General features: G+C 51.4%; 17 protein-coding genes, 3 tRNA genes and 3 rRNA genes. 9 read left to right on the forward strand and 14 right to left on the reverse strand.

Annotation, left to right across the window (positions count from 1 at the left end):
* Positions 1 to 51 precede the first annotated feature (51 nt).
* On the forward strand, positions 52 to 2,220 hold the full coding sequence (locus tag K5621_RS11590) for a diguanylate cyclase (RefSeq protein WP_157929086.1): 2,169 nt from the start codon (positions 52 to 54) through the stop codon (positions 2,218 to 2,220).
* Here K5621_RS11590 and K5621_RS11595 read toward each other — a convergent pair.
* The gene (locus K5621_RS11595; RefSeq protein ID WP_221049297.1) at positions 2,186 to 3,646 is read right to left on the reverse strand and encodes an alpha/beta hydrolase; all 1,461 of its coding nucleotides are present in this window, start codon (positions 3,644 to 3,646) and stop codon (positions 2,186 to 2,188) included. The genes K5621_RS11590 and K5621_RS11595 overlap by 35 nt on opposite strands.
* 90 nt (positions 3,647 to 3,736) lie before the next feature.
* On the opposite strand from K5621_RS11595, the gene K5621_RS11600 reads away from it, so the two are divergent.
* Complete coding sequence (locus tag K5621_RS11600; protein ID WP_221049298.1) at positions 3,737 to 4,207, forward strand: DUF6942 family protein; 471 nt, start codon at positions 3,737 to 3,739, stop codon at positions 4,205 to 4,207.
* Positions 4,208 to 4,261: 54 nt separating this feature from the next.
* Here the strand turns inward: K5621_RS11600 and nadE are convergent, their stop codons facing one another.
* Positions 4,262 to 5,092 carry an ammonia-dependent NAD(+) synthetase gene (gene nadE, locus K5621_RS11605; protein WP_100144048.1) on the reverse strand — a complete coding sequence of 277 codons (831 nt, stop codon included), beginning with the start codon at positions 5,090 to 5,092 and terminating at the stop codon, positions 4,262 to 4,264.
* A gap of 124 nt (positions 5,093 to 5,216) precedes the next feature.
* Here nadE and K5621_RS11610 point away from each other — a divergent pair, with 124 nt between their 5' ends.
* The 5 genes from K5621_RS11610 to K5621_RS11630 all read left to right on the forward strand — a co-directional run bounded on the left by K5621_RS11610 (position 5,217) and on the right by K5621_RS11630 (position 9,604).
* Complete coding sequence (locus tag K5621_RS11610) at positions 5,217 to 6,041, forward strand: AraC family transcriptional regulator (RefSeq protein WP_221049299.1); 825 nt, start codon at positions 5,217 to 5,219, stop codon at positions 6,039 to 6,041.
* A 97-nt stretch (positions 6,042 to 6,138) separates the two neighbouring features.
* Positions 6,139 to 6,891 (forward strand): LysE family translocator, encoded by a 753-nt coding sequence (locus tag K5621_RS11615; protein ID WP_221049300.1) that lies wholly within the window; start codon positions 6,139 to 6,141, stop codon positions 6,889 to 6,891.
* A 142-nt stretch (positions 6,892 to 7,033) separates the two neighbouring features.
* Complete coding sequence (locus tag K5621_RS11620) at positions 7,034 to 7,369, forward strand: hypothetical protein (RefSeq protein ID WP_221049301.1); 336 nt, start codon at positions 7,034 to 7,036, stop codon at positions 7,367 to 7,369.
* 220 nt (positions 7,370 to 7,589) lie between these two features.
* Entirely contained in the window at positions 7,590 to 8,264 is a 675-nt protein-coding gene (locus tag K5621_RS11625; RefSeq protein WP_025011466.1) for a response regulator, read from the forward strand.
* On the forward strand, positions 8,255 to 9,604 hold the full coding sequence (locus K5621_RS11630; protein ID WP_100144056.1) for an ATP-binding protein: 1,350 nt from the start codon (positions 8,255 to 8,257) through the stop codon (positions 9,602 to 9,604). Before K5621_RS11625 ends, K5621_RS11630 begins: the two co-directional genes overlap by 10 nt.
* A gap of 3 nt (positions 9,605 to 9,607) precedes the next feature.
* Here the strand turns inward: K5621_RS11630 and K5621_RS11635 are convergent, their stop codons facing one another.
* On the reverse strand, positions 9,608 to 10,306 hold the full coding sequence (locus K5621_RS11635) for a 2OG-Fe(II) oxygenase (protein ID WP_221049302.1): 699 nt from the start codon (positions 10,304 to 10,306) through the stop codon (positions 9,608 to 9,610).
* Positions 10,307 to 10,420: 114 nt separating this feature from the next.
* Between K5621_RS11635 and K5621_RS11640 the strand changes: the two genes are divergently transcribed.
* Both K5621_RS11640 and K5621_RS11645 read left to right on the forward strand, forming a co-directional pair.
* A complete protein-coding gene (locus K5621_RS11640; RefSeq protein ID WP_221049303.1) occupies positions 10,421 to 11,680 on the forward strand; it encodes a cyclic di-GMP phosphodiesterase in 1,260 nt (419 codons plus the stop codon).
* A gap of 124 nt (positions 11,681 to 11,804) precedes the next feature.
* Positions 11,805 to 12,128, forward strand: a complete 324-nt coding sequence (locus K5621_RS11645) for a DUF3135 domain-containing protein (RefSeq protein ID WP_221049304.1) — start codon at positions 11,805 to 11,807, stop codon at positions 12,126 to 12,128.
* 15 nt (positions 12,129 to 12,143) lie between these two features.
* On the opposite strand, the gene corA is transcribed toward K5621_RS11645, so the two are convergent.
* From corA to K5621_RS11700, 11 genes are all read right to left on the reverse strand, one after another.
* A complete protein-coding gene (gene corA, locus K5621_RS11650) occupies positions 12,144 to 13,091 on the reverse strand; it encodes a magnesium/cobalt transporter CorA (protein ID WP_025889695.1) in 948 nt (315 codons plus the stop codon).
* 98 nt (positions 13,092 to 13,189) lie between these two features.
* Complete coding sequence (locus K5621_RS11655) at positions 13,190 to 13,555, reverse strand: hypothetical protein (RefSeq protein WP_221049305.1); 366 nt, start codon at positions 13,553 to 13,555, stop codon at positions 13,190 to 13,192.
* Between the two features lie 790 nt (positions 13,556 to 14,345).
* Positions 14,346 to 14,461: ribosomal RNA gene (rrf, locus tag K5621_RS11660) — 5S ribosomal RNA — on the reverse strand.
* 166 nt (positions 14,462 to 14,627) lie between these two features.
* Positions 14,628 to 14,703, reverse strand: a tRNA-Val gene (locus K5621_RS11665).
* Positions 14,704 to 14,793: 90 nt separating this feature from the next.
* Positions 14,794 to 17,685, reverse strand: a 23S ribosomal RNA gene (locus tag K5621_RS11670).
* A 295-nt stretch (positions 17,686 to 17,980) separates the two neighbouring features.
* Positions 17,981 to 18,056, reverse strand: a tRNA-Ala gene (locus tag K5621_RS11675).
* A gap of 181 nt (positions 18,057 to 18,237) precedes the next feature.
* Positions 18,238 to 18,314: transfer RNA gene (locus K5621_RS11680), tRNA-Ile, on the reverse strand.
* A 66-nt stretch (positions 18,315 to 18,380) separates the two neighbouring features.
* A 16S ribosomal RNA gene (locus K5621_RS11685) occupies positions 18,381 to 19,925 on the reverse strand.
* The 16S, 23S and 5S rRNA genes sit together here with 3 tRNA genes alongside, the layout of an rRNA operon.
* Before the next feature lie 327 nt (positions 19,926 to 20,252).
* Entirely contained in the window at positions 20,253 to 20,807 is a 555-nt protein-coding gene (gene gmhB / locus K5621_RS11690) for a D-glycero-beta-D-manno-heptose 1,7-bisphosphate 7-phosphatase (RefSeq protein ID WP_100145759.1), read from the reverse strand.
* A 187-nt stretch (positions 20,808 to 20,994) separates the two neighbouring features.
* Positions 20,995 to 21,519, reverse strand: coding sequence for a hypothetical protein (locus K5621_RS11695; protein ID WP_221049306.1), 525 nt, complete (start codon positions 21,517 to 21,519; stop codon positions 20,995 to 20,997).
* A 3-nt stretch (positions 21,520 to 21,522) separates the two neighbouring features.
* Positions 21,523 to 23,646 carry an aldehyde ferredoxin oxidoreductase gene (locus K5621_RS11700; protein ID WP_221049307.1) on the reverse strand — a complete coding sequence of 708 codons (2,124 nt, stop codon included), beginning with the start codon at positions 23,644 to 23,646 and terminating at the stop codon, positions 21,523 to 21,525.
* Positions 23,647 to 23,651 lie beyond the last annotated feature (5 nt).

Genomic DNA, 23,651 nt, shown 5'->3' on the forward strand with positions numbered 1-23,651 from the left:
TAGCATTTGTCATTAACCATTCGTTTACTCCAGACTGAAGTTGGAACTAACTTGACCCACTTGCCCTGGTATCGACAACCCCTATTGCTGAGTCTGATGGCCGGCCTGATAGGTTTTGCCTGCAACAGCTTCCCTATCCCCTTGTTTGCCAACGTGCAACTGGTGTTGGGTAATACCCTCTATGTGATTGTCGCCATCTTACTGGGACCTTGGTATGCCCTGCTCACCGCCGCCATCAGCGTATCCTCCTTGATGTTGCAATGGGACAGCCCGCACGTCTATTTACTCTTCTGTCTCGAGGCACTGGTGCTGGGCATCACCCGGATGAAGCGTGTCCCGGTGTTTTACGGAGGCGCCGGTTTCTGGTTGTTGTTGGGGATGCCGCTCATATATGGTTACCTACACCTTTTCAGCGACTTACCATCTGAATACATTCCCTTCGTCGTCATCAAGCAATCGGTCAATGCCATGGTCTATATCACCTTGGGCTGCTTGATTTTACTGGTAACCCCAGCGTTGACGCGCCTAACCAAACCACAGCTACCCGCCAAGCGCAGCGGCTTTGGCAATCAACTCTTCTACAGCTTTTTACTGCTGCTTAACCTGAGCCTGATGCTCTCTACCCTGGTATTCAATTATTACTGGGTCAATAAGCAGCAACAGATCTTGGGTAAACACTTACATGAAACCGCCAAGAATATCGGCCTGGCGGTAGAGCATTATCTGGAGCGACATAAATCGGTTATTGCTACCGCCGCCGAACTTATTAAACATAGTTCTCCCAGCCCGGATGAGTTGCAGCGGATGCTGTCACGGCTGCACAAACTCAACCCCGGCTTTTTAACCATGCTGATTGCCAACGGCGATGGCGGTATAGTGCAGGCCAGCCCCATCAATGGGCTCGAGGAACTTGAAGGCAGTGAGAAGAGGATCAATGACAGAGACTACTTTCAGCAGGCGTTTTTCAATGAACGCCTGTTTATTTCTCCTGTATTTCTCGGCCGGGGCTTTGGCTCAGATGCCATAGTCGCCATCAGCAGCCCACTGTACCTGGCCACAGGCCCACAAGTTATCGGTATAGTAGAAGGTTCGCTAAATCTCAATCGTTTCAGCGAATTGGATAATGACTTTCTGGAACAGACCAATCAGTCGATGTTTATTGTCGATGAAAATATGCGTCTTATTTACGCCTCCAAGGCGTTGGCCTTACCCAAACTCGAGCAACTCAACTACCGCCAAAGTGGCAAGCACTACAGCTCTTTATTGCCCATGCTTAACCTAAAGGCGCTGGATAATGACAGCCCGGAATATATCTACAGCCAGTATCGCCTGCAAAACAACTGGCAAATTTTTGTGCTCGACCCCTACGCCCCACTGCTGCACGAAGTGGAGCGCCAGTTTATGTTTACTTTTGCCCTATTGTTGTTGTTCCTGTTGTTGTCGTTACTGGTGGCCAGAGTGCTGGGCCAACGCCTGACCAAACCACTGGAATTGATTTCCGAGCAAATCAATAAGGGCATGCGCCTCACTGAGGATAAGCGGCTAGATGGCCATAATGTGCCTGTGGAAGTCACTCACCTCTACAGTGAGCTCAAGGACAGCCAACGCCAATTGATGGCCCACCAGCTGGATCTAGAAGAAAAAGTCATTATTCGAACTCTGGAGCTGGAGCAAGCCAACCGCAAACTCAAACAGTTGGCTCAAACCGATCCCCTCACTGGGCTTGCCAACAGGCGCCATGCCGAAGCAAGTTTCACCACTTTACAAAGTCTGTGTCAGCGCAATCAGGAGGCCATAGCCGTGGTGCTGATGGATCTGGACTTTTTCAAGCGGGTCAATGATGAATATGGTCATCTGGGCGGCGATGAGACCTTGAAACGGGTTGCCGATTTACTTAAGACAAAATTCAAGCGCGACTCGGATCTTATCAGCCGTTATGGCGGTGAAGAGCTGTTGCTACTGCTCCCCATGTGTAACCCTTTCAAGATAGAACAGTACCTAAATGAAATACGTCAAGCGATCGCCGAGCTTGAAATCATCAACCCCGAAGATCAACGCAGGATCAGCGTCACCGCAAGTATCGGCGCCCTGGTTGCCAACGCCTCCTACAGTCCTTCTCTAGAGGTGTGGTTGAAAGAAGCCGATGCCAACCTGTACCGAGCCAAAAGCGAGGGACGTAACCGGGTCATCTGTACTCTGTCGGCTCAGGATCTTGGTTGAAAAAGGCTTCAATCCGCTGCATCTGATAATCGAAGAAAGGGTTCCAGCGCTGGCGCAGCATATCGGCGGCCGGAATGCTGATGACACCGCGCTCGCCTCGGGACGCTGCAGCGCCAATTTGAATGCGATCCATGCTTGTGGCCATTTGATTACCGTATAGACTGTCGTTGGCGGAAAACGGCAAGGCTACATGAGACAAGGAATAGACAGACACAGGCCATTTGAAGTCGAGTTTTTCTACCCCAGTATGAGTACCAAACTCTCTGGCCTGCACCAGATGGCTAAAGCCCACCTGATTCTCAATCAATGTTCCCCGGAAAGTCAGATTAGTTCGCGCCAGTATGCCGCTGATCTCCGCCAGAGGATCCACAGGTGTCATACTGAGGTTCACCTGATTACGGTTGATATCATAAATCACCAGTTCATTGGCTCCCTTGGGCAGTTGCAGGAACAGGTTATCCAGCACAGCTCTCGTCGATACCGAATCATCGACCAGCGACTGAAATGCCAAAATCGGCGGCAACTGGCGTTTTTTGTTCTCAGGTAAAGCCAGTAAACGCTGGCTATTGTGCTGCGCCAGGCGATAAACCACATCACCGGCATTAACGGCGAAGGAGCTGTATTTAAAGGGATCATATTCGGGTGAAATAGTATTCCAGCTGAGTTTCTCCAGCCCCAGAATATAACCCAGCTGCGACTGCCACTGCGCGCCGACCGCCATGGGGGCCAAACCTATGGCTGGTGACAGCATGACCACCTTTTCATAGTCAGTAGGCCTGCCTTTGTGAAGGTTTTCCAACTCATGATTGAGCGCCAGACTGGCGCCAGTGGAGTAACCTATCACATAGAGAGGTTTGCCATTGAGCACCTGACTCATATGGCGACTGGCCAGCTTAACGGCCGCGGCCAGATCCTGCCATTCCAAGCGCACCAGGCCGGATGGCAGAGTGCCGTGTCCCGGTAACCTCAGCGCCAACACATGAGCGCGCCCCTTAAACTGCTGGGCAAACTGATGCATGGCGTAGGGTGAATCTGACATACCATGGAGCAGCAAGAGCCCGAACTGCGCATCGGCATTGGCCCACTCGAAACTTTGATTCCAGGGAAAAGCCCAGCGCTTGGGATCTGCTATGCTGCCGCTGTGATAGCGATTTATCGGTGAGCTTATGCCACCGGAAAGTTTACCAAGCTCCTGATCAAGCTCGGCAAACAGTTGCTGCTCCAACTTGAGATAATCGTTGAAGTCTTCGACGCCCTTGTGACGATCAAACTCATGACTCAGAAAGTGAGTATGCCAGGGACTCAAATCGGCACGATCGTTGAGTAACCAGATCCCGGTCACAGTCAGCGCCAGCCCTATACCGAAACAAGCATAAAAAAGCGCAATAGTAAGCTGTTTCCCCGAGCTGATAAGCAGAGTTTTCATTGACCTTTACCTCGAACTGCCCCAAAGTGGCGGCGCTGAAACGGCATTTCACTGAGATCTATTGGCATAAAAGTCTAACAGAGAGCAAACGTGCACGCACACTCAACGCCTTCATTTCCTTCGCGTATTGGTAACGACCTGGCTAAAGCGCGGGTTTACTTACCCAATCCGCCAACACTGCCACTTGACTGGCATTGGCAGCAGAGTGATGCCGCCGCGGCCTTGATAGCCGCCAACTCCAACCACTGGCGCAAAATCCTGGTGATCTGCGCCAAGATATTTGCCCCGGATGAAGACTGGCGTGGTTTTCTGCAGCAGGGGCTCTTTTCCCAGGTCGCACTGGAGATTGGCGCAACCGAGCTAATAACCGATAACGGCATAGCACTTATCGCTGGCAATCAAGCCGCCCACCAACTGAATATCGCCGGCGATGCCGGGCAGAGACTTAACGGTGCGCCTGGGATACAGCGGCTGGATCAGTGGCGCTGGAAAGTCCCCTACCTGGATTACCGCCAATTTCCCAACGCCAGTATTCTGCTGCTGCGTCAGGCGCTACGCTAGCCCTCATAAAAAACGCCGCGATCAACGCGGCGTTTTACGATTCAATTTGAGCAGTTAGTCGTAAATAGTCGGGATAGGCCTGCGCTTATGCTGCGTCGCCTTGTAAATGGCTATGATCTTGCTTTCCACCTCGGCGGAAACCGGCTTACCCTCAAGGAAGTCGTCTATCTGATCGTAACTCAACCCCAGGGCAGCCTCGTCTTCAAGACCCGGGTTGTCACACTCAAGATCCGCCGTTGGCGCTTTGTATACCAAGGTATCCGAGGCACCGAGGAAGGCGGCCAACTGCCGGACCTGACGCTTATTCAGGCCAAAAAGCGGCGCCAAGTCGCAGGCCCCATCGCCCCACTTGGTATAGAAACCGGTAACATTTTCGGCGCTGTGATCTGTCCCAACCACCAGGCCACCCAGCAGCCCTGCCACTTCGTATTGGGCCGCCATCCGCATTCTGGCCTTGACATTACCCTTCACAAAATCAACCTTTTTGGCATCCGGTAGCGCCAGTTCGGCGCGGTCAAAGCCACTGAGTACATGCTGATGAATGCCGCTCACCCCCTCATGAATATTCACTGTCACCAGTTTGCTGGGGCGGATAAATGCCAGCGCCTGTTGCGCCTCGTGTTCATCACGCTGCTCAAGATAAGGTAGACGCATGGCCACAAAACGGTATTCAGCCTCGGCTTTACCTTGATTGAGTGAATCTACCGCCAACTGACATAAACGTCCGGCCAGGGAGGAATCGACCCCGCCACTGATCCCCAGAACCAGAGTCTGGCTGCGAGCCTCCTGCAGTTTGGCCTTAAGAAATGCTACCCGCCTTTCCACCTCATATTCAGGTTCAATAGCACTCAGCACTTTCATTTCTCTTAAGATCTGTCCTTTCACAGTGGGCTCCAATCTGTTATCGGTGTTTATAGGTCTGACTTTGATACCGGCCGTGCAATAATTTACTAGGCGGCCTGGATAACCGACCGCTAAGATAACATAAATTCTTACCCAGGATAGCAAGATGCACGAGGAGAAAATCCATTACTGGCGCGCCCCATCCCATCCCGAACTGGAGATCAGTCGGGCCAGTTTTCAACATTTTCACTTCGAGCCCCATGTTCATCTGGACTTTCATATCGGTGTGGTCAGTCACGGCGGCCAGGACTTTCATTACCGTGGCCAAACCTGGCACCTGAGACCTAATTGGCTGTCGACCCTGGATCCCGACAGCAGCCATGATGGCCAGAGCAGCGAACAGCAAGGCTATTGTGCCCTGGTAATGTCCCTGCCCCATGACTGGCTGCAGCAACTGGCGCGGGATCTCGGCCTGGGGCATTTCAGTTTTGCCGCGCCTTTGTTGCATCATCCGGCGCTGTATCGGGAATTTTGCCAGCTGCACCATTTGCTGACACAACCCATAGCCGCCAATGATCTCCTGGTTCCCGAAGCCGCAGTTATCACCTTTTTAGAAAAGCTGCTGCGCCAGCATGGCCGCCAGCTCAATACCGAGCGACAGCCCCACGCCTTAAGTCAGAGTCAGCTCGATAGGTTAAGAGAAGCCTTTCATGCCGATCCCGCTGCGCCATTTCGGTTGCCGCAGCTTGCCAAGGAGCTGGATCTCAGCCAATACCAACTGCTTAGGCAGTTTCGCCAGAGAACCGGCATGACGCCACATGCCTATTTAAAGCGGATCCGCCTGGAATATGCCAAGAAAGCCCTACTCAGGGGAGACAGTGTGATTTCAGTGGCACAACAAGTCGGCTTCTTCGATCAGAGCCATTTGAACAAGGCCTTCAAACGTGCCTTCCTGCTTTCTCCACAGGCGTTTCAGCGGCGCATGCTGTGAATGCCACATGCCCCCTTTGGCGGCTGAGCATTTTTTACCCCTATACCCAAACACTTTCAGCCTCGGCTTAATGAGGCACTACAGGATAGAGTTGACTATGACAGATCTGCATCTTTTGCTGACCCTGGGCACCATTCACCTGCTGGCATTGGCGAGCCCGGGGCCGGATTTTGCATTGATCCTGAAAATTGCCAGCCGAGAGCAGCGCAGCACCGCACTGGCGGCCGCCGTTGGCATCTCTCTGGCGATATTGGTGCACACTGTCCTGAGCCTCACAGGTGTCAGCCTGGCCATTCAAAGCTCGCATACCCTGTTTGTGCTGGTGCAACTCTTTGGCGCCCTTTATCTGGGTTGGATGGGAATGGGAGTTTTTGGTGTTCAGGCACGGCTTAAACGCGCCTTGGCGGCAAGGCCACTCGCTGAAGCGCAAACCAATGAACTGCCAACCAGCCGGGCAGCAATCAATGATGCACAAGTCATGCAGTCCGAGGAGTTAAACAACAGAGTAGACAATAACCTTGGCAACAATGCGAGCGATAACACCATGTCTGCCGCCGCCGGGCTGCTGCTTGGGTTATCGACCAACCTGTTCAACCCCAAGGCGTTGGTGTTCTTTGTAACCCTGTTTTCCACCCTTATCACCCCAGAAGTCAGCAATCAGATCAAGCTGTTGGTCGCTATATTACTGCCGCTGCTCTCGGTTATCTGGTTTGCCATGCTGGCCATGCTGCTGTCTCACGAGCGAGTGCAGCAACGCCTATTAAGATTTGGCCGCTATATAGACTACCTTTGCGGCGCTATCTTCTTAGCCGTCTCGGTTGCCATACTGCTGAGGTTGTTGACGGCTTGACGCAGAACAATTGAGCCACAAACTTGGTATAGAGCCTGATGGACTTTCCCCTTTAAGCCAGGTGGCAAACTGTGAAGCAGTAAATGGAATGCATTTTAAATACAGACTAGAATAGCCCCAACTCAATCGATTCGAGGTTTCTATGTGGTGGCGTGTTTTTTTACTCTGTCTTGCTTATTGGCTGCTGGGTGCCCATTTTCTCAGATACTCACACACGATCGCCGCCGCTATCTGCCTGTTGGCGCCGACCGTGCTGTTTGTGAAAAGCGCCGTTGGTATTCGCATCCTGCAAGTCGGCCTATTGGCCGGCGCCTTGCTGGTATGGGCCAAGAGTGGCTTTGAATATGTTGCCATGCGCCAAGCCATGAATGCCCCCTGGCTAAGGCTGGCATTCATTATGGGCGGGGTCACCCTGTTTACTCTGCTGAGCGCCTGGAGTGGTAATGGGCTAGCGAGAAACCGCGGCCGCCTGCCATAACGCCAACTCACCACGACCTTCTACTTTTTAGGCCAATTACTCAACAATCCACATCAGAGGTCAGCACAGGTTAAGTAAAATGGCTATACACTCGCGCCAGTGTATAGCCCTGTTTTAGCCAGTCGGGTCTTTGGCCTAAGCCCTTGATTTAGCCTCTCGGCTTGAGCTGCTCCAGGGAACTGCGTACACTGTTTGGATTTCAGTTAAAGGCGTAAAGAATATGAGAATTTTGGTTGTTGAAGACGATCCCTTACTCTCCCATCACCTCAAGGTACAGCTGGGAGAATTGGGAAATCAGGTCCAGGTGGCGGGAACCGCCAAAGAGGGATTTTTCCAGGCAACCAACTACCCCATTGACGTCGCCATTGTGGACTTGGGCTTGCCGGATCAAGACGGCATTGCGCTTATCCAACGCCTGCGGGATGAAGACGTCAAAGCCCCTATCCTGATCCTTACTGCCCGGGTCAACTGGCAAGACAAAGTTGAGGGACTCAACGCCGGCGCCGATGACTACCTGGTCAAACCTTTTCAAAAAGAGGAACTGGTGGCCCGCCTCGATGCATTGGTCCGCCGCAGTGCCGGTTTCGTCAAACCTGTGATCAACAGCGGAGACCTGTCGTTGGATCTCGCCGCCAAGCAAGTCACCATGAACGGTGAGCCGATGGAAATCACCGCCTTCGAATATCAAATTCTCGAGTACCTAATGCGTCACAACCATGAAGTGGTCGCCAAACAACGCCTGCTGGACGTTATTTACGGCGACAAGGAAGGCGATCCCAACACCATTGAGGTGATGGTGAGCCGACTGCGCAAGAAGTTGACCCGTGACGGTATCGAAAATCCAATAGTGACCATCAGAGGCCAGGGGTACAAATTCAACCTGCCATGCAATTGAGAATAAAACCCAAGAAACGCCTGCTGACGCGGATGTTTCTCACTTCGTTATCGATCATTGCCGTGGTCGGTTTTGGCTTGGCCTGGATGGTCAACATACTGCATGCGCAAAACAGCTATAACGAAGAGACGGCGCAGCTGATAGCCGAAATCCCTCAGGTAGCTGCCGAGCTCAGGGAGCACGACCTGATCCCTGATACCAGCTCCTGGCTTGAGGAGAACAACAAACAGGAGCGCTATGTCATCGCCTCCTGTGACGAGAAGTTCAAGCAGGTATGGACCTCGTCGCTGGCGGTGGACAGAGGTCTGTTTGATACCTGTGAACGTTTCAATGAAATCCGCAACGAAGCGCCCCCCTACTACCTCAACATGGCCGATAATCGCGCCTATTTTGCCTATCTGCTGTCGGTCGATATCGCCGGTATTCACTACAACCTGTTGGTGCTTAAGGATGCGGCCAAACTGGAGCAGGAATACAGCCAATTTGCCAAACGCACCTATATTCGCCTGGCGCTGGTATTGGCACTGGCACTGGTACTGCTTATCAGCGCCGCTTACTGGGGCATGCGGCCACTAGTACAGATGCGAAATGAGTTGAGATCTATCATCAACGGCAAGTCCAAGTCACTCTCGGGCGGTTATCCGGTGGAGCTGGAAGGCGTCACCCAAGCGCTCAACCAACTGCTGCAGCAATCCAGCGCCCAGCAACAGCGCTATCAAAATGCCATGAATGATCTGGCCCACAGCCTCAAGACCCGTCTCGCTGCTGTACATGCCATTACGGATGATGCCAGCCTGGATAAACAGGCCAGCAGCGAAAAAATCATGGAACAGGTGAGCCAGATGGATCAGCTGGTGAAATATCAGCTCAAGCGAGCCATGCTCGGACGCAAGGGCCTCAAGCAGGAACAGACCCCGATTGCTCCTCTGGTGGAGCAACTGGCACAGATGTTGTTCAAGGTATACCGAGACAAACAGGTGAAGTTCAGCGCCGAAATAGAGGAAGAACTGCAGTTTCCCGGGAATCAAGGCGACTTGATGGAGCTGTTCGGCAACCTGATGGAAAATGCGTTCCGCCTATGTATTTCAACCGTTCACGTCAGTGCCGGTTATCAGGGCAACATACTGCAGATACTGGTAGAAGATGACGGCCCAGGTGTTGATGAGAGCCTTAAACAGAAGATCATCCAGCGCGGCGTGCGCGCCGATACCCAGTCACCGGGACAGGGAATTGGTCTGGCGGTATGTAACGAAATCGTCAGCAGTTACGGCGGCACCCTCAGCATTGAGGATTCCGATCTGGAAGGTGCTTGCTTCCGCATTCAGATTCCCATGCAGTGAGTCTCAGCGCCGGGTTGGCCCATAAAGCTGCTCGGCGCGATTAAACATGATCCAGGACGTGGCAATATACTTGTCACCACTCTTGGGGCGATTGCCCCTATGACTATGGGTAAATCCTGCCGGAGCTATCACCATGGTGCCCTTCTTCGGCGCAATTTTGCGCTGCTGATAAAAGAATTCAGTCTCCCCGCCTTCGACCACATCATTGAGATAAAACATATAAAGCACCACTCTGTGCAGGGCATCGTTGTGACCGGCCTGGGGAAACTGCTCTGAATGCCAATGAGGGTAACCACCGACATCGCGCTGATATCTTTGCAGATTGATGGTACCACTACGATAAAGGTATTGTACCAGCGCCTCGGCTCTGGGGGATCCCAGACGAGCATAGTTATCCGGTGTCAGGGTTACTGCATTGCCGGACTCATCTGCCACCTGCACGGCCACGGCTCCCATCAGCGCCATGGCATACTTATCAAAGTATCGCCCGGCATGCTTTAGTGTATGGCCAAGCAGTTCATTACGCAGTGGCTGCAACTCGGGGTACTGATCCAATGTCAAATCGCGACTGATTTTCTTTTCCTTGTCGACACCATGGCCTGTACGGCCCTCTGTAACACCGGGATGAGCGTCAAAGGCGGCAATCAGACGATCGCATAACTCATCAGGAATGGCATTGGGATATACTTCGATAAAGTCCATAAAAATCTCAATTTGCTTATTTTTTTATCCAAACATGCTTACATGTGAGCTAACTAATTGTAAAGCGTACTCTTTGCGATAAAATAGCACGAGTGCTTAAAAAAGATGATTTGAATGAACAAGAGCTGTAGAGTCAGTGTCCAACAACTGCAGGTAGGCAACTTTGTCCGTCTTCCACTGGCGTGGAAAGATCACCCTTTTCTTTTCAGTAGCTTCCGTATCAAACAGCAGGCGCAAATCGAGCTTATCCGTAAGCTGGGCATAGACAGCGTGTTTGTGGTACCGGATCGCAGTGATACCCCACCGTTGCCTGCCGATCAGCAAACGGCTCCGGCAGAAGATCAACAAGAAGTGGATTCTCTGCAACAACAGATGGAAAGCGATAAGCAACAACGGATCGAAATTCTCAAGAAAATGCGCCGCGAGCTGCATAAGACAGAGGAACATTTTGATCGCTCTTTGGCAAGGATGCGCAACCTGGTCAACAAACTGCGCAATCGGCCTCTCAATGCCGTTACCGAAGCGCAAGACTTGGTGCGGGACATAGCCGAGCAGCTGTTATCCTCCGACAACCTTATCCTCCATCTGATGGCCGATTCGGATAAAGACGAAAGCATCTATTTTCACTCTCTCAACGTAGCCATTCTCTCCATGTTAGTGGCCAAAGAGTTGCAATGGCCCAGAGAAAATATCGAAGCCGTGGGCCTGGGTTCACTGTTCCATGACGTAGGCAAGCTCAAACTGCCAAGCCAGATACTGCGTAAGCAGGAGCCACTGACCAAACCCGAACTAAACCTGCTGAATCAGCACCCGCTGATGGGCGCAGAGTTCATTAAGCTGGCAGCCGATTTTCCAGAAAATGCCAGGGACGTTATCACCCATCACCATGAGCTGCTCGATGGCAGTGGTTTCCCTAAAGGCCTAAAGGCCGATGAACTGAGCCAGACCGCCCAGTTGGTGGCCGTGGTGAACCAGTATGACTCTCTTTGTCACCCTGGAGTGCAATCCAAGGCCAAGACGCCTTATGCTGCTCTAGGCTATCTGTATAAATACTCCAAGGGAAAGCTGAATCAGGAATATGTCGGCAAGATGATCAAGATGCTCGGGGTCTATCCTCCCGGCAGCGTGGTTGAACTCTCTTCTGGTCAATATGGGCTGGTAATGTCGGTCAACCTGGATAAGCTGCTGCTGCCACGGATTCTGGTGTATGACGCTCTGGTGCCCAAAGATCAGGCACCGATTATCGACTTGGAAGCCGAAGGCCTTGCTATTGTGCGCTGCCTGCCACCGGCGGCGCTGCCAGAGAAAATCTTCAAGTATCTCAATCCCAGAGAGCGGGTCAGCTATTACTTCGGCAGCGAAAGCAAGGGCTGAGCCCTTCAGCCTATATAACCAAAGTCATTATCACCATCATAGTTAGACTGAACTAATCTTGTTGTTGCAACCTGGATTTGGGTAGCCTGAAACTAGGCTCACCCCTCACAGGCGGAGGCCGGCAATGACAGAGCTACCGGATTTTGACACCTTGATGTGGCTGGCTCAAAACCAGCCGGAAGAATTGGACAAGCTACAGGAGCGTTTGAGTGATGAGTTGATCAATGGTTCAGACTCCAACCAGGAGCAGCTCAGAACCATTAAACACCACCTGCAGCAGAGTCTGGCACGCTGCAATAACCCTTATCACAGATGCCTGGTCAGCATCCGTATTATGCGCCACAAGTTCGCCGCGTTGGCGAGCGTATTGGAAGCCCCAGACCAATACAGAGATCACAAGGCTCAGGTAATACCACTAAGGCGCAAACCCTGTAACCGTATTTCTTAACCCCAGTCCTAACGATTACAACCAACCTTTGCGGCGGAAGAACAGGTAAGTGCCTGCCGCACTGGCCAACATCATCACCAGCGCCATGGGGTAACCGAAGTACCACTCAAGCTCTGGCATCTCTCTGAAGTTCATCCCGTAACTACTGGCAATCAGGGTTGGCGGCAGAAAGACCACGGCTGCAACCGAAAAGATTTTAATGATCTTGTTTTGCTGCAAGCCACTAAAACCCATGGCAGCATCCAACAGGAAGTTGAGTTTGTCGAAGATAAACTGACTGTGAGGCATAAGAGATTCGATGTCCGACAACATCTCGCGAATTTCCTTGAGCTCATCTTCAGCTAATTCTTTACGATAATACTTCTGTATGTAACGCAGAGACCTTTGGGTATCGAGCAGACTCAAACGTATCTTGCCGTTGGAATCTTCCTGCAAGGTGATCAGCTTAAACACATCATCGAGTTCATTACTCTCGAACACCTGCTCACCGACGTTTTCCAGCACAGTGTAAACATCTTCAATCAAGTCAGAGAGGTACTCTACCTTGAGGTTAAAGAGCTCGATAAACAGCGCTTGAGGCGTGGCCACCATGATGCGTCCGAGGCGCAAATAGTTACGCAGCAAACGAATAAGACCGACATCCTCTTCACGTATGGTGACCAAAAACCGGCTACGCAGGTTGAATGAGACGTTGACGCCACGCACATCTTGGCCAACCCGCTGCGGAAACAGAGAGTTGATATGCAAGCCGTCTTTGTTTTGATAGAAACGTGCCGAGGCCTCAATCTCATTGATATCTTCCTCGTCGGGCACCTCTTCCACCGAATAACGGCTCAACCAATCCCGCTCATCGTCATCCGGCTTGTAAAGATCCAACCACAGGGTTTGCTCCGGAAGACCGTCTTCTATTGTCAGCTCAATAATTTTAAGCTGCTGATCCTGATAGGTGTATGCAGTAATCATGGGTCCTCCTGAAGATAACAATGCCGAAGAAAGATATGCCCGGCAAAAAATGCGCCTAGTTTACCTGATAAGCCATTAATGAAAAGCGCTCAGTCACGTCAAGGAACACTTTTCTCAGCTATCATCAAACGCTCCTCGCTAGAAAGGCGGATCCTCAGCCCATCTACAGTAACCAGCTCATTGGCAGAGATGTCCTTCTTGCGCACTTGATAGACCTCCCGCCGCTCCTCCTTGGGGGACACCAAGGTCACCGAAACCACCTGATAACCATCAAACCACTGCCAGGCAAAAAAGCCGCAGGCCAGTATCAAGGTGACGCCCACGGCTCCCGGGACCAAAAAGCGTTTGAACAAGGGCAACGGCTCGGCAATCTCTTTCTGCCTTACCTCAGGGCTTGACCTTCGTTTGAGCATGGCCCATGCCAGTGCCAACACCAAGGCCGTCAGCAGAATTTTGGTCAGCAAGCTCGACTCCTCATTCTTAACCAAGAATATATGAAAGCATCAAATTGTTAATTATAAAGGAAAAGCCCGTCCATGACAGTTAGCTGTATCATAAAGCCACCTGTAACATCTTAAAGCCTTTGGATTGATAGCATATGACAACAGGTTTTGATGAATGCTTGTGATATGAAACTACGCCACGATGAGCTGAAGTATATGACTGCCATGAAAGTCATGCTCGCTGGAAGCGAGATAAACCCTTCGCTACTTAAGCCTCGAGTACCTTTATTGATGATACCGGTAGGGTTAAATCTCTGTGCTCCAGAGACTGGATAAACCTGACCAGACAAGCGGGTCGATCTATTCTCAATATCTCCACAGCACCATCTCACATGGGGGCAAAAGACATCTGCTCATCAAGCACAACTTGATGGATGGCTGTAGCGCGAAGCAGCTTGGCTGCGAGCTGAGGGGCCCGCACTGCGTAAGCAGCTTTGGGCTGCATGTTAAGTCATGCTCGCTGGAAGCGAGACAAACAAAAAAGTGAAAATAAAATTGGGCGTCTGGCGATGACCAGCTTCTAGCAAGCTCTCCGCGTTCGTCTATCGCATCAAACTGAGTTTGATAAACGCGACAACCTCACCCTACTCCACATGGGATTGTACCTCACTGCGTTCGGACTCTTTATCTTCCCCATGTGAGAGTGGACATATCAAAATGCATTAAAACGAAAAATCCCCAACACAAAGTGCTGGGGATCCATCGTTACTGTTTTGTCTTCACTTTTCTAAAAAGTGAAAACCAAAGTGGCGTCTGGCGATGACCTACTCTCACATGGGGAGACCCCACACTACCATCGGCGCGATTGCGTTTCACTTCTGAGTTCGGGATGGGATCAGGTGGGACCACAATGCTATTGTCACCAGACATATTCTTACTGGTTAATTGTCCGTCTGACGGTATTGTTTCCTCGCTACGCTGCTCATGTACTCCAGTACACTGCGCGGCTCGCTCGTCACGGCTTTGTCAGCCAAACAATTACCTGCGTCATTAACCTTTGTTCTTCAATTCAGAAAGCTGTTGCTTTGAAATATGGTGGTCGCTACTGGGATCGAACCAGTGACCCCCTCCTTGTAAGGGAGGTGCTCTCCCGGCTGAGCTAAGCGACCGGTATTCTTGGCTGTGCTCTTTTCAGAGCTTGAGTTCAAACTTCAATCAAGTATCGACTTCTTCAAGTCCGTAAAACCCATCTGGGTTGTATGGTTAAGCCTCTCGAGTCATTAGTACAGGTTAGCTCAACGCCTCGCAACGCTTACACACCCTGCCTATCAACGTCCTGGTCTCGAACGGCTCTTCAGAGGTCTCTAGGACCTAGGGATGACTCATCTTGGGGCTCGCTTCCCGCTTAGATGCTTTCAGCGGTTATCGATTCCGAACGTAGCTACCGGGCAATGCCATTGGCATGACAACCCGAACACCAGCGGTTCGTCCACTCCGGTCCTCTCGTACTAGGAGCAGCTCCCCTCAATCATCCAACGCCCACGGCAGATAGGGACCGAACTGTCTCACGACGTTCTGAACCCAGCTCGCGTACCACTTTAAATGGCGAACAGCCATACCCTTGGGACCGACTTCAGCCCCAGGATGTGATGAGCCGACATCGAGGTGCCAAACACCGCCGTCGATATGAACTCTTGGGCGGTATCAGCCTGTTATCCCCGGAGTACCTTTTATCCGTTGAGCGATGGCCCTTCCATTCAGAACCACCGGATCACTATGACCTGCTTTCGCACCTGCTCGACGTGTCTGTCTCGCAGTTAAGCTGGCTTATGCCATTACACTAACCGTACGATGTCCGACCGTACTTAGCCAACCTTCGTGCTCCTCCGTTACTCTTTGGGAGGAGACCGCCCCAGTCAAACTACCCACCAGGCACTGTCCCTAACCCCGATTAGGGGCCCAGGTTAGAACATCAACACTACAAGGGTGGTATTTCAAGGTTGACTCCAACAAGACTGGCGTCTCATCTTCATAGTCTCCCACCTATCCTACACATGTAGGGTCAATGTTCAGTGCCAAGCTATAGTAAAGGTTCACGGGGTCTTTCCGTCTAGCCGCGGGTATACGGCATCTTCACCGCAATTTCAACTTCACTGAGTCTCGGCTGGAGACAGCGTGGCCATCATTACGCCATTCGTGCAGGTCGGAACTTACCCGACAAGGAATTTCGCTACCTTAGGACCGTTATAGTTACGGCCGCCGTTTACCGGGGCTTCGATCATGAGCTTCTCCGAAGATAACCCAATCAATTAACCTTCCGGCACCGGGCAGGCGTCACACCGTATACGTCATCTTGCGATTTTGCACAGTGCTGTGTTTTTGATAAACAGTTGCAGCCACCTGGTATCTGCGACTGCCAGCAGCTTACGACGCGAGGTCTTCACCGCCGGCAGCGTACCTTCTCCCGAAGTTACGGTACCATTTTGCCTAGTTCCTTCAGCCGAGTTCTCTCAAGCGCCTTGGTATTCTCTACCCGACCACCTGTGTCGGTTTGGGGTACGATTCCTGCTAACCTGAAGCTTAGAAGATTTTCCTGGAAGCATGGCATCAACCACTTCATCCCCGTAGGGACTCGTCATCAGCTCTCAGTGTATGTGTGCCCGGATTTGCCTAAGCACACCACCTACTACCTTAAACGCGGACAACCAACGCCGCGCTGGCCTAGCCTTCTCCGTCTCTCCATCGCAGTTAGCAGAAGTACGGGAATATTAACCCGTTTCCCATCGACTACGCCTTTCAGCCTCGCCTTAGGGGTCGACTCACCCTGCCCCGATTAACGTTGGACAGGAACCCTTGGTCTTTCGGCGAGGGGGTTTTTCACCCCCTTTATCGTTACTCATGTCAGCATTCGCACTTCTGATACCTCCAGCGTGGGTTACCCCTTCGCCTTCAACGGCTTACAGAACGCTCCTCTACCGCACTGATGCAAGCATCAGTACCCGTAGCTTCGGTGAATTGCTTAGCCCCGTTACATCTTCCGCGCAGGCCGACTCGACTAGTGAGCTATTACGCTTTCTTTAAATGATGGCTGCTTCTAAGCCAACATCCTAGCTGTCTAAGCCTTCCCACATCGTTTCCCACTTAGCAATTACTTTGGGACCTTAGCTGACGGTCTGGGTTGTTTCCCTTTTGACGACGGACGTTAGCACCCGCCGTCTGTCTCCCGGATAGCACTCTTTGGTATTCGGAGTTTGCAAAGGGTTGGTAAGTCGGGATGACCCCCTAGCCTTAACAGTGCTCTACCCCCAAAGGTGTTCGTCCGAGGCGCTACCTAAATAGCTTTCGAGGAGAACCAGATATCTCCCGGTTTGATTGGCCTTTCACCCCCAGCCACAAGTCATCCGCTAATTTTTCAACATTAGTCGGTTCGGTCCTCCAGTTGATGTTACTCAACCTTCAACCTGCCCATGGCTAGATCACCGGGTTTCGGGTCTACACCTAGCAACTAAACGCGCAGTTAACACTCGGTTTCCCTACGGCTCCGCTATTCGCTTAACCTCGCTACTAAATGTAAGTCGCTGACCCATTATACAAAAGGTACGCAGTCACGGTCTCAAGTACCGCTTCCACTGCTTGTACGTATACGGTTTCAGGTTCTATTTCACTCCCCTCACAGGGGTTCTTTTCGCCTTTCCCTCACGGTACTGGTTCACTATCGGTCAGTCAGGAGTATTTAGCCTTGGAGGATGGTCCCCCCATATTCAGACAACATATCACGTGTGCCGCCTTACTCGTTTTCATCTCTGGTTAGTTTACATGTACGGGGCTATCACCCTGTGCCGCTGTGCTTTCCAACACATTCCACTAACACCCCAAAGACTTAAGGGCTAATCCCCGTTCGCTCGCCGCTACTTGGGGAATCTCGGTTGATTTCTTTTCCTAAGGGTACTTAGATGTTTCAGTTCCCCTCGTTCGCCTCAATACGCTATGTATTCACGTATTGATGACACCTTATGGTGCCGGGTTTCCCCATTCGGACATCGCTGGCTCAAATGCTTGTTACTAGCTCACCAACGCTTTTCGCAAGTTACTACGTCCTTCATCGCCTCTGACTGCCAAGGCATCCACCGTATACGCTTGGTCGCTTAACCATACAACCCGGATGAGTTTTCATCGGTTTGTATTGCAACCAGCTTAGGTTTACTTGTCTCACCTCCGGGTTAAGGAAGTGGACTCGCCTTGAAGAATTTCCAAAACACTTGATTGAAGTGTTTGAGAACTCAATTTGTATGCATCAAATCCAACTCCTAAGAGTGGTTTTGATGTCTACTATCAGCTTTCCAAATTGTTAAAGAGCGGGCTTAAAAAAGCCAAAGATAAATACTGACTTATCTTTGGCGTCTCTCGTCCTTTGTAGAGTGACGGTTCCAGCACTTCCAAGGGAAGTGGTGGAGCTATGCGGGATCGAACCGCAGACCTCCTGCGTGCAAGGCAGGCGCTCTCCCAGCTGAGCTATAGCCCCGTTTTCTTTGCGCTTCTTGTTACCGATTTTGTTGTTAGCTTTCGCCTCAAACTCGATAAAAATCTCTCGCAAACAGTCTTGAACATTGACCTGTTCATCCCTTCGACGCTAGTCAAGGCAAACAGGGAGAAAGTTTACTGGAGTAAACGACGACCTGTTTAACGCAGAATAGCGGAAGAATTGGTGGGTCTGAGTAGACTCGAACTACCGACCTCTCGCTTATCAGGCGAACGCTCTAACCACCTGAGCTACAGACCCCCATGCTCTACTTCTTTTATCAAGCAATCTGTGTGAACACTCAACAAACACCAATTATCGCTTAGGTAAGGAGGTGATCCAGCCCCAGGTTCCCCTAGGGCTACCTTGTTACGACTTCACCCCAGTCATGAACCACACCGTGGTAAACGCCCTCCCGAAGGTTAAGCTATCTACTTCTGGTGCAGCCCACTCCCATGGTGTGACGGGCGGTGTGTACAAGGCCCGGGAACGTATTCACCGTGGCATTCTGATCCACGATTACTAGCGATTCCGACTTCATGGAGTCGAGTTGCAGACTCCAATCCGGACTACGACCGGCTTTATGAGATTAGCTCCACCTCGCGGCTTCGCAACCCTCTGTACCGACCATTGTAGCACGTGTGTAGCCCTACTCGTAAGGGCCATGATGACTTGACGTCGTCCCCACCTTCCTCCGGTTTATCACCGGCAGTCTCCCTAAAGTTCCCGGCATTACCCGCTGGCAAGTAAGGATAGGGGTTGCGCTCGTTGCGGGACTTAACCCAACATTTCACAACACGAGCTGACGACAGCCATGCAGCACCTGTCTCAGAGTTCCCGAAGGCACCAATCCATCTCTGGAAAGTTCTCTGGATGTCAAGAGTAGGTAAGGTTCTTCGCGTTGCATCGAATTAAACCACATGCTCCACCGCTTGTGCGGGCCCCCGTCAATTCATTTGAGTTTTAACCTTGCGGCCGTACTCCCCAGGCGGTCTACTTAATGCGTTAGCTTGAGAGCCCAGTGTTCAAGACACCAAACTCCGAGTAGACATCGTTTACGGCGTGGACTACCAGGGTATCTAATCCTGTTTGCTCCCCACGCTTTCGTGCCTGAGCGTCAGTCTTTGTCCAGGGGGCCGCCTTCGCCACCGGTATTCCTCCAGATCTCTACGCATTTCACCGCTACACCTGGAATTCTACCCCCCTCTACAAGACTCTAGTTTGCCAGTTCGAAATGCGGTTCCCAGGTTGAGCCCGGGGCTTTCACATCTCGCTTAACAAACCGCCTGCGCACGCTTTACGCCCAGTAATTCCGATTAACGCTCGCACCCTCCGTATTACCGCGGCTGCTGGCACGGAGTTAGCCGGTGCTTCTTCTGCGAGTAACGTCACAGCTAGCAGGTATTAACTACTAACCTTTCCTCCTCGCTGAAAGTGCTTTACAACCCGAAGGCCTTCTTCACACACGCGGCATGGCTGCATCAGGGTTTCCCCCATTGTGCAATATTCCCCACTGCTGCCTCCCGTAGGAGTCTGGGCCGTGTCTCAGTCCCAGTGTGGCTGATCATCCTCTCAGACCAGCTAGGGATCGTCGCCTAGGTGAGCCTTTACCTCACCTACTAGCTAATCCCACCTGGGCTTATCCATCAGCGCAAGGCCCGAAGGTCCCCTGCTTTCCCCCGTAGGGCGTATGCGGTATTAGCAGTCGTTTCCAACTGTTATCCCCCACAAATGGGCAAATTCCCAGGCATTACTCACCCGTCCGCCGCTCGTCATCTTCAAAAGCAAGCTTTTGAAATGTTACCGCTCGACTTGCATGTGTTAGGCCTGCCGCCAGCGTTCAATCTGAGCCATGATCAAACTCTTCAATTAAAGTTTTGGTTGATTCCGAAGAATCGACTCAATGAATTCTGTTCGTATGAACACTCTTCATCGAGTTAAATCGTTTTGTCGATTTCTCAATGCCTGTGAGTGTCCACACAGATTGCTTGATATATTGTTAAAGAGCAAAAGAAGCCAGCCAAGCATTTCAACTTAAAGCATACAATGCTTGAATCTTTGACTTCCAGACCCTGTCGCGGGTCAGTGGTTGCGCATTATAGGGAGCCTGAATTTTTGCGCAACCCCTAAAAGGCGATTTTTCTTATCAAAGTCTTCAAGTGATTACTATTACACCAAGAAGTCCAATAATCCGCCAAATTAGGCCAGTGATGCCAAATATTTAGGTACATCGGCAATGCTATCCAGTACTACGCTCGCCTCATCCATGGCTTCCTGAGTCACCTCTTTACCACTTCTGACCAGGATCCGCACCGGGATCCCCGCCGCTTTGGCGGCGCGCATATCATCGGCCTTGTCACCAACCATTACACTGGCGGCAAGTTCCAGCTTAAGGAAACTGGCAGCACTGTTGATCATTCCGGCCTTAGGTTTACGGCAGTCACAATCCTGCTTGTATTCACCTATGCCTTTCTCGGGGTGGTGCGGGCAGTAATAGATACCATCGAGATCCACGCCCTTGTCGGCAAAGTTCCAATCCATCCATTCGGTCAGACTGGCAAACTGCTCTTCGCTGTATAGTCCACGGGCAATTCCCGACTGATTGGTCACCACCACCAACTTATAGCCTTGCTGCTTCAACGCCAGGCAAGCATCGAAGACGCCTTCGATATATTCAAAATCATCTATCTGGTGCACATAGCCGTGATCGACATTGATTACACCATCTCTATCCAAAAAAACCGCTCGGTTCACTGTTTGCCTCCCAGAAAGCGAATGGCGATATTATTTCATTCATTGCAACAAAATGCACTGCGGGAACAGACTTATGTTGTGAGCTTTATGGCAGAGGGGGAGAAAACCCCGGCCCTTGAGGTCCGGGGTGGTGTTTGGCCTAGATGTTTAATGCACTGCCGCTAAGGGAGAGGCTAGACTTCCGGGCTCAGCATGACCATTCAAACGGGTCGTAGTCTGCGAGCACTCTGGCATATTCAGGACTCAGGCCATCGGTAGAAAAGTAATATCCCTTGCCATCGCGGCCTATGCCATAACGTATGTCGTCATACTCCGGCATCGCCAGCAACTGTTGTCGCAACGCCTGCTGCGCCTCGACATCTAGGTTATAAGGGGGATAGCACAAAACCGAAGCCTCGAGCACAGCAGTATGAAGGCAACTGGCTTCGCGTATCTGCTGCGCCAGGGTCGCTACCACTTCACCCCGTTGCAATGCCAACCAGCGGTTAGCATAACTGTCCACCATGTGGCGATCTGAATAGAAGAAGTGTTCACCATCCGATAAACGCATCTTCAGATCCCTATATTCAGGCGCCAGGATCAAGCAGATGTACTCTTGCACGGCATCCACAATCTTTTCCGTGTCCTTCCCTGCCACAGCCAACAACTGCGGCAGGGAAACCAGACGTCCGTGCTGGCTGAATAGCCGGATAAAATCCACCAGTTCCAGCATGGCTTACCCCGGCAACAGGCCACGAGCCTCTAGGGCATCGGCCGCGTAACCCAGGCCGAATTTCTCCAGGGTTGACCTCAGCGGTGCCCCGGTTTGCCTGTCCCAACCAAAATCGTCATAGAACATATCCAACGCCTTTTGAATATCGTCTCTGTCCATCTTAATGGTGCCTTCATCGCCGAAGGCCTTGTCGGGATCCATGTCGTAAACCCAATCGCAGAGCACATCGTGCTCATTGCGCATATTGATCTCATTCATTTGGATCATGGTCAGCGCACGGTGCAGATGCAGTACCCGCTCGGCCATAAAGTCGAGCTCAGTCTCGGTCACAACTTTTCCTGTAACCAGAGAGAACATTTGGGATTCTATGGTGCTATCTCCGCGATAGTTGCGATTCTTGTCCGGCGAAGCCAGCAAGGGGAACATCCAGTTACAGAGAGTCAATGAGTCGTGCAGCACGTTTTTCACCAAAGACCACTTGGCAAACCTGACCTTGGCCGGGTTGATTGGGGTGTACCACTTCACCTTATCGAAGGCCCCTTCGCCCCAGAACTCGGCGGCTATGGTTTCGATCATGTCCTGAGGCAAGCCGCAGTTAACAATATTGATATGGGAGTGACACTGGGCATCGCGGTTGAACACCATATTGATCAGAGTGCCCACCTGCCCTGCTGTCTCACTGGCATGATGCACGGCAGCGTTAGTCTTCTTATTGAAAATTTTCACCGAGGATTCTTTGTGAATATCCCAATAACCAAGATCCGGGTTACGCCCATCCAGTTTCCAGCGTTCAATCAGATCCGACATGCCATCGGCCATATGGGCAATTTCCCCTTCGCGGTAGGCTATGCGGCGGTAAAAATCGATAAGGAACGCCGGATCTTTCTTGTCCCACAGATCCCAAGGGATGCTGTCAAACTCCTCCTTGGGCAACAGATATTGGAACATATCGTGCTTTTTAAGGAACTTGAACAGATGCGAAATCAGGCCATAGTTACACCAGATGCCGTAATCATCGATCAGATGTCCCCCCAAAGCCCCAGTCATCGCGTGCTCTTCCGAACCTTTCTTAGTATCCATCAGATACTGGGGCGCCAGGAATCCCATACAAACGTTGGAAATATGCTCGCTCTTGCGACCATACTTCTGCTTCAGCTCAGGCACCTTAAGTTCACAAAAACAGCGAATGGGGCAAGCATGACAACCACCGGTACGCTTCATCCACTTGTTGGCATACTCTTCACCGAAGTACATCTCGGCCATTGAGGTGCGGAACCCCACCTTATTACGTTCATTCCAAGGTACCTCACCCAGCTCAATCTGTTGATCCGACTGCCCCCATTTAAGCCCAGGACGCGCCTTCCAGCGGCTGATGCCATTGGAATACTCGGCCCAAGACTGCGGAGTAGATGGCACAACCCCTTGGTTATTGGCGCCTATAATCCCCAAAATATGGTCATCGAGCCGACGCATATTGGCATTATCGGCGGCAATGGCCACAGCCCCTGTACCTATGATGCCTATCCCTTTGAAGTTCTTTGACCCGAGCACGGCGCCATGACCTCCGGCTGAGTGTCCCCCCTGAGTCATAATCACAGACAAGGGCACCTGGTTTTCCCCCGCCTGACCTATGGCCGCCACTTGGGCATTGGGGCCCATCATTTCGGCAATCATGGCGTGGGTATCAAAAATCCCCTTGCCCCAAAGCGCAGCGGCTGACTCTAACGTGACTTTGCCATCTTCTACTCTGAGCCATACCGGCGCGGCGGCGCGGCCTTCAATGGCGATGGCATCAAATCCGGCATATTTCATTGCCGGTGAAAAGTGACCACCGAAATGACCATCGGAGATCAGATGATCTTTAATCACCGGGCTGCGGGAAGTAATAGTAGTGCGACCAGTACAGATCACCCCTGAACCGGTTAGCGGACCGGCTGAGAATACAATAATATTTTCAGGATCTGTGGCCTTGATATTATCTTTATGGCCATCCCAAAGGATCTTGTAGCCTATTCCCATACCACCTATATAGTCATGATATTTATTTATTGATTCTGTCGTAATATTGCCGGTTGTTAAATTAACCCTTAATACTTTACCAGCCCATCCGCCAAGTTTATCTGTCATTTTCA

It is taken from the genome of Shewanella carassii, from assembly GCF_019670705.1.
GTDB classification, from domain to species: Bacteria; Pseudomonadota; Gammaproteobacteria; order Enterobacterales; family Shewanellaceae; genus Shewanella; species Shewanella carassii.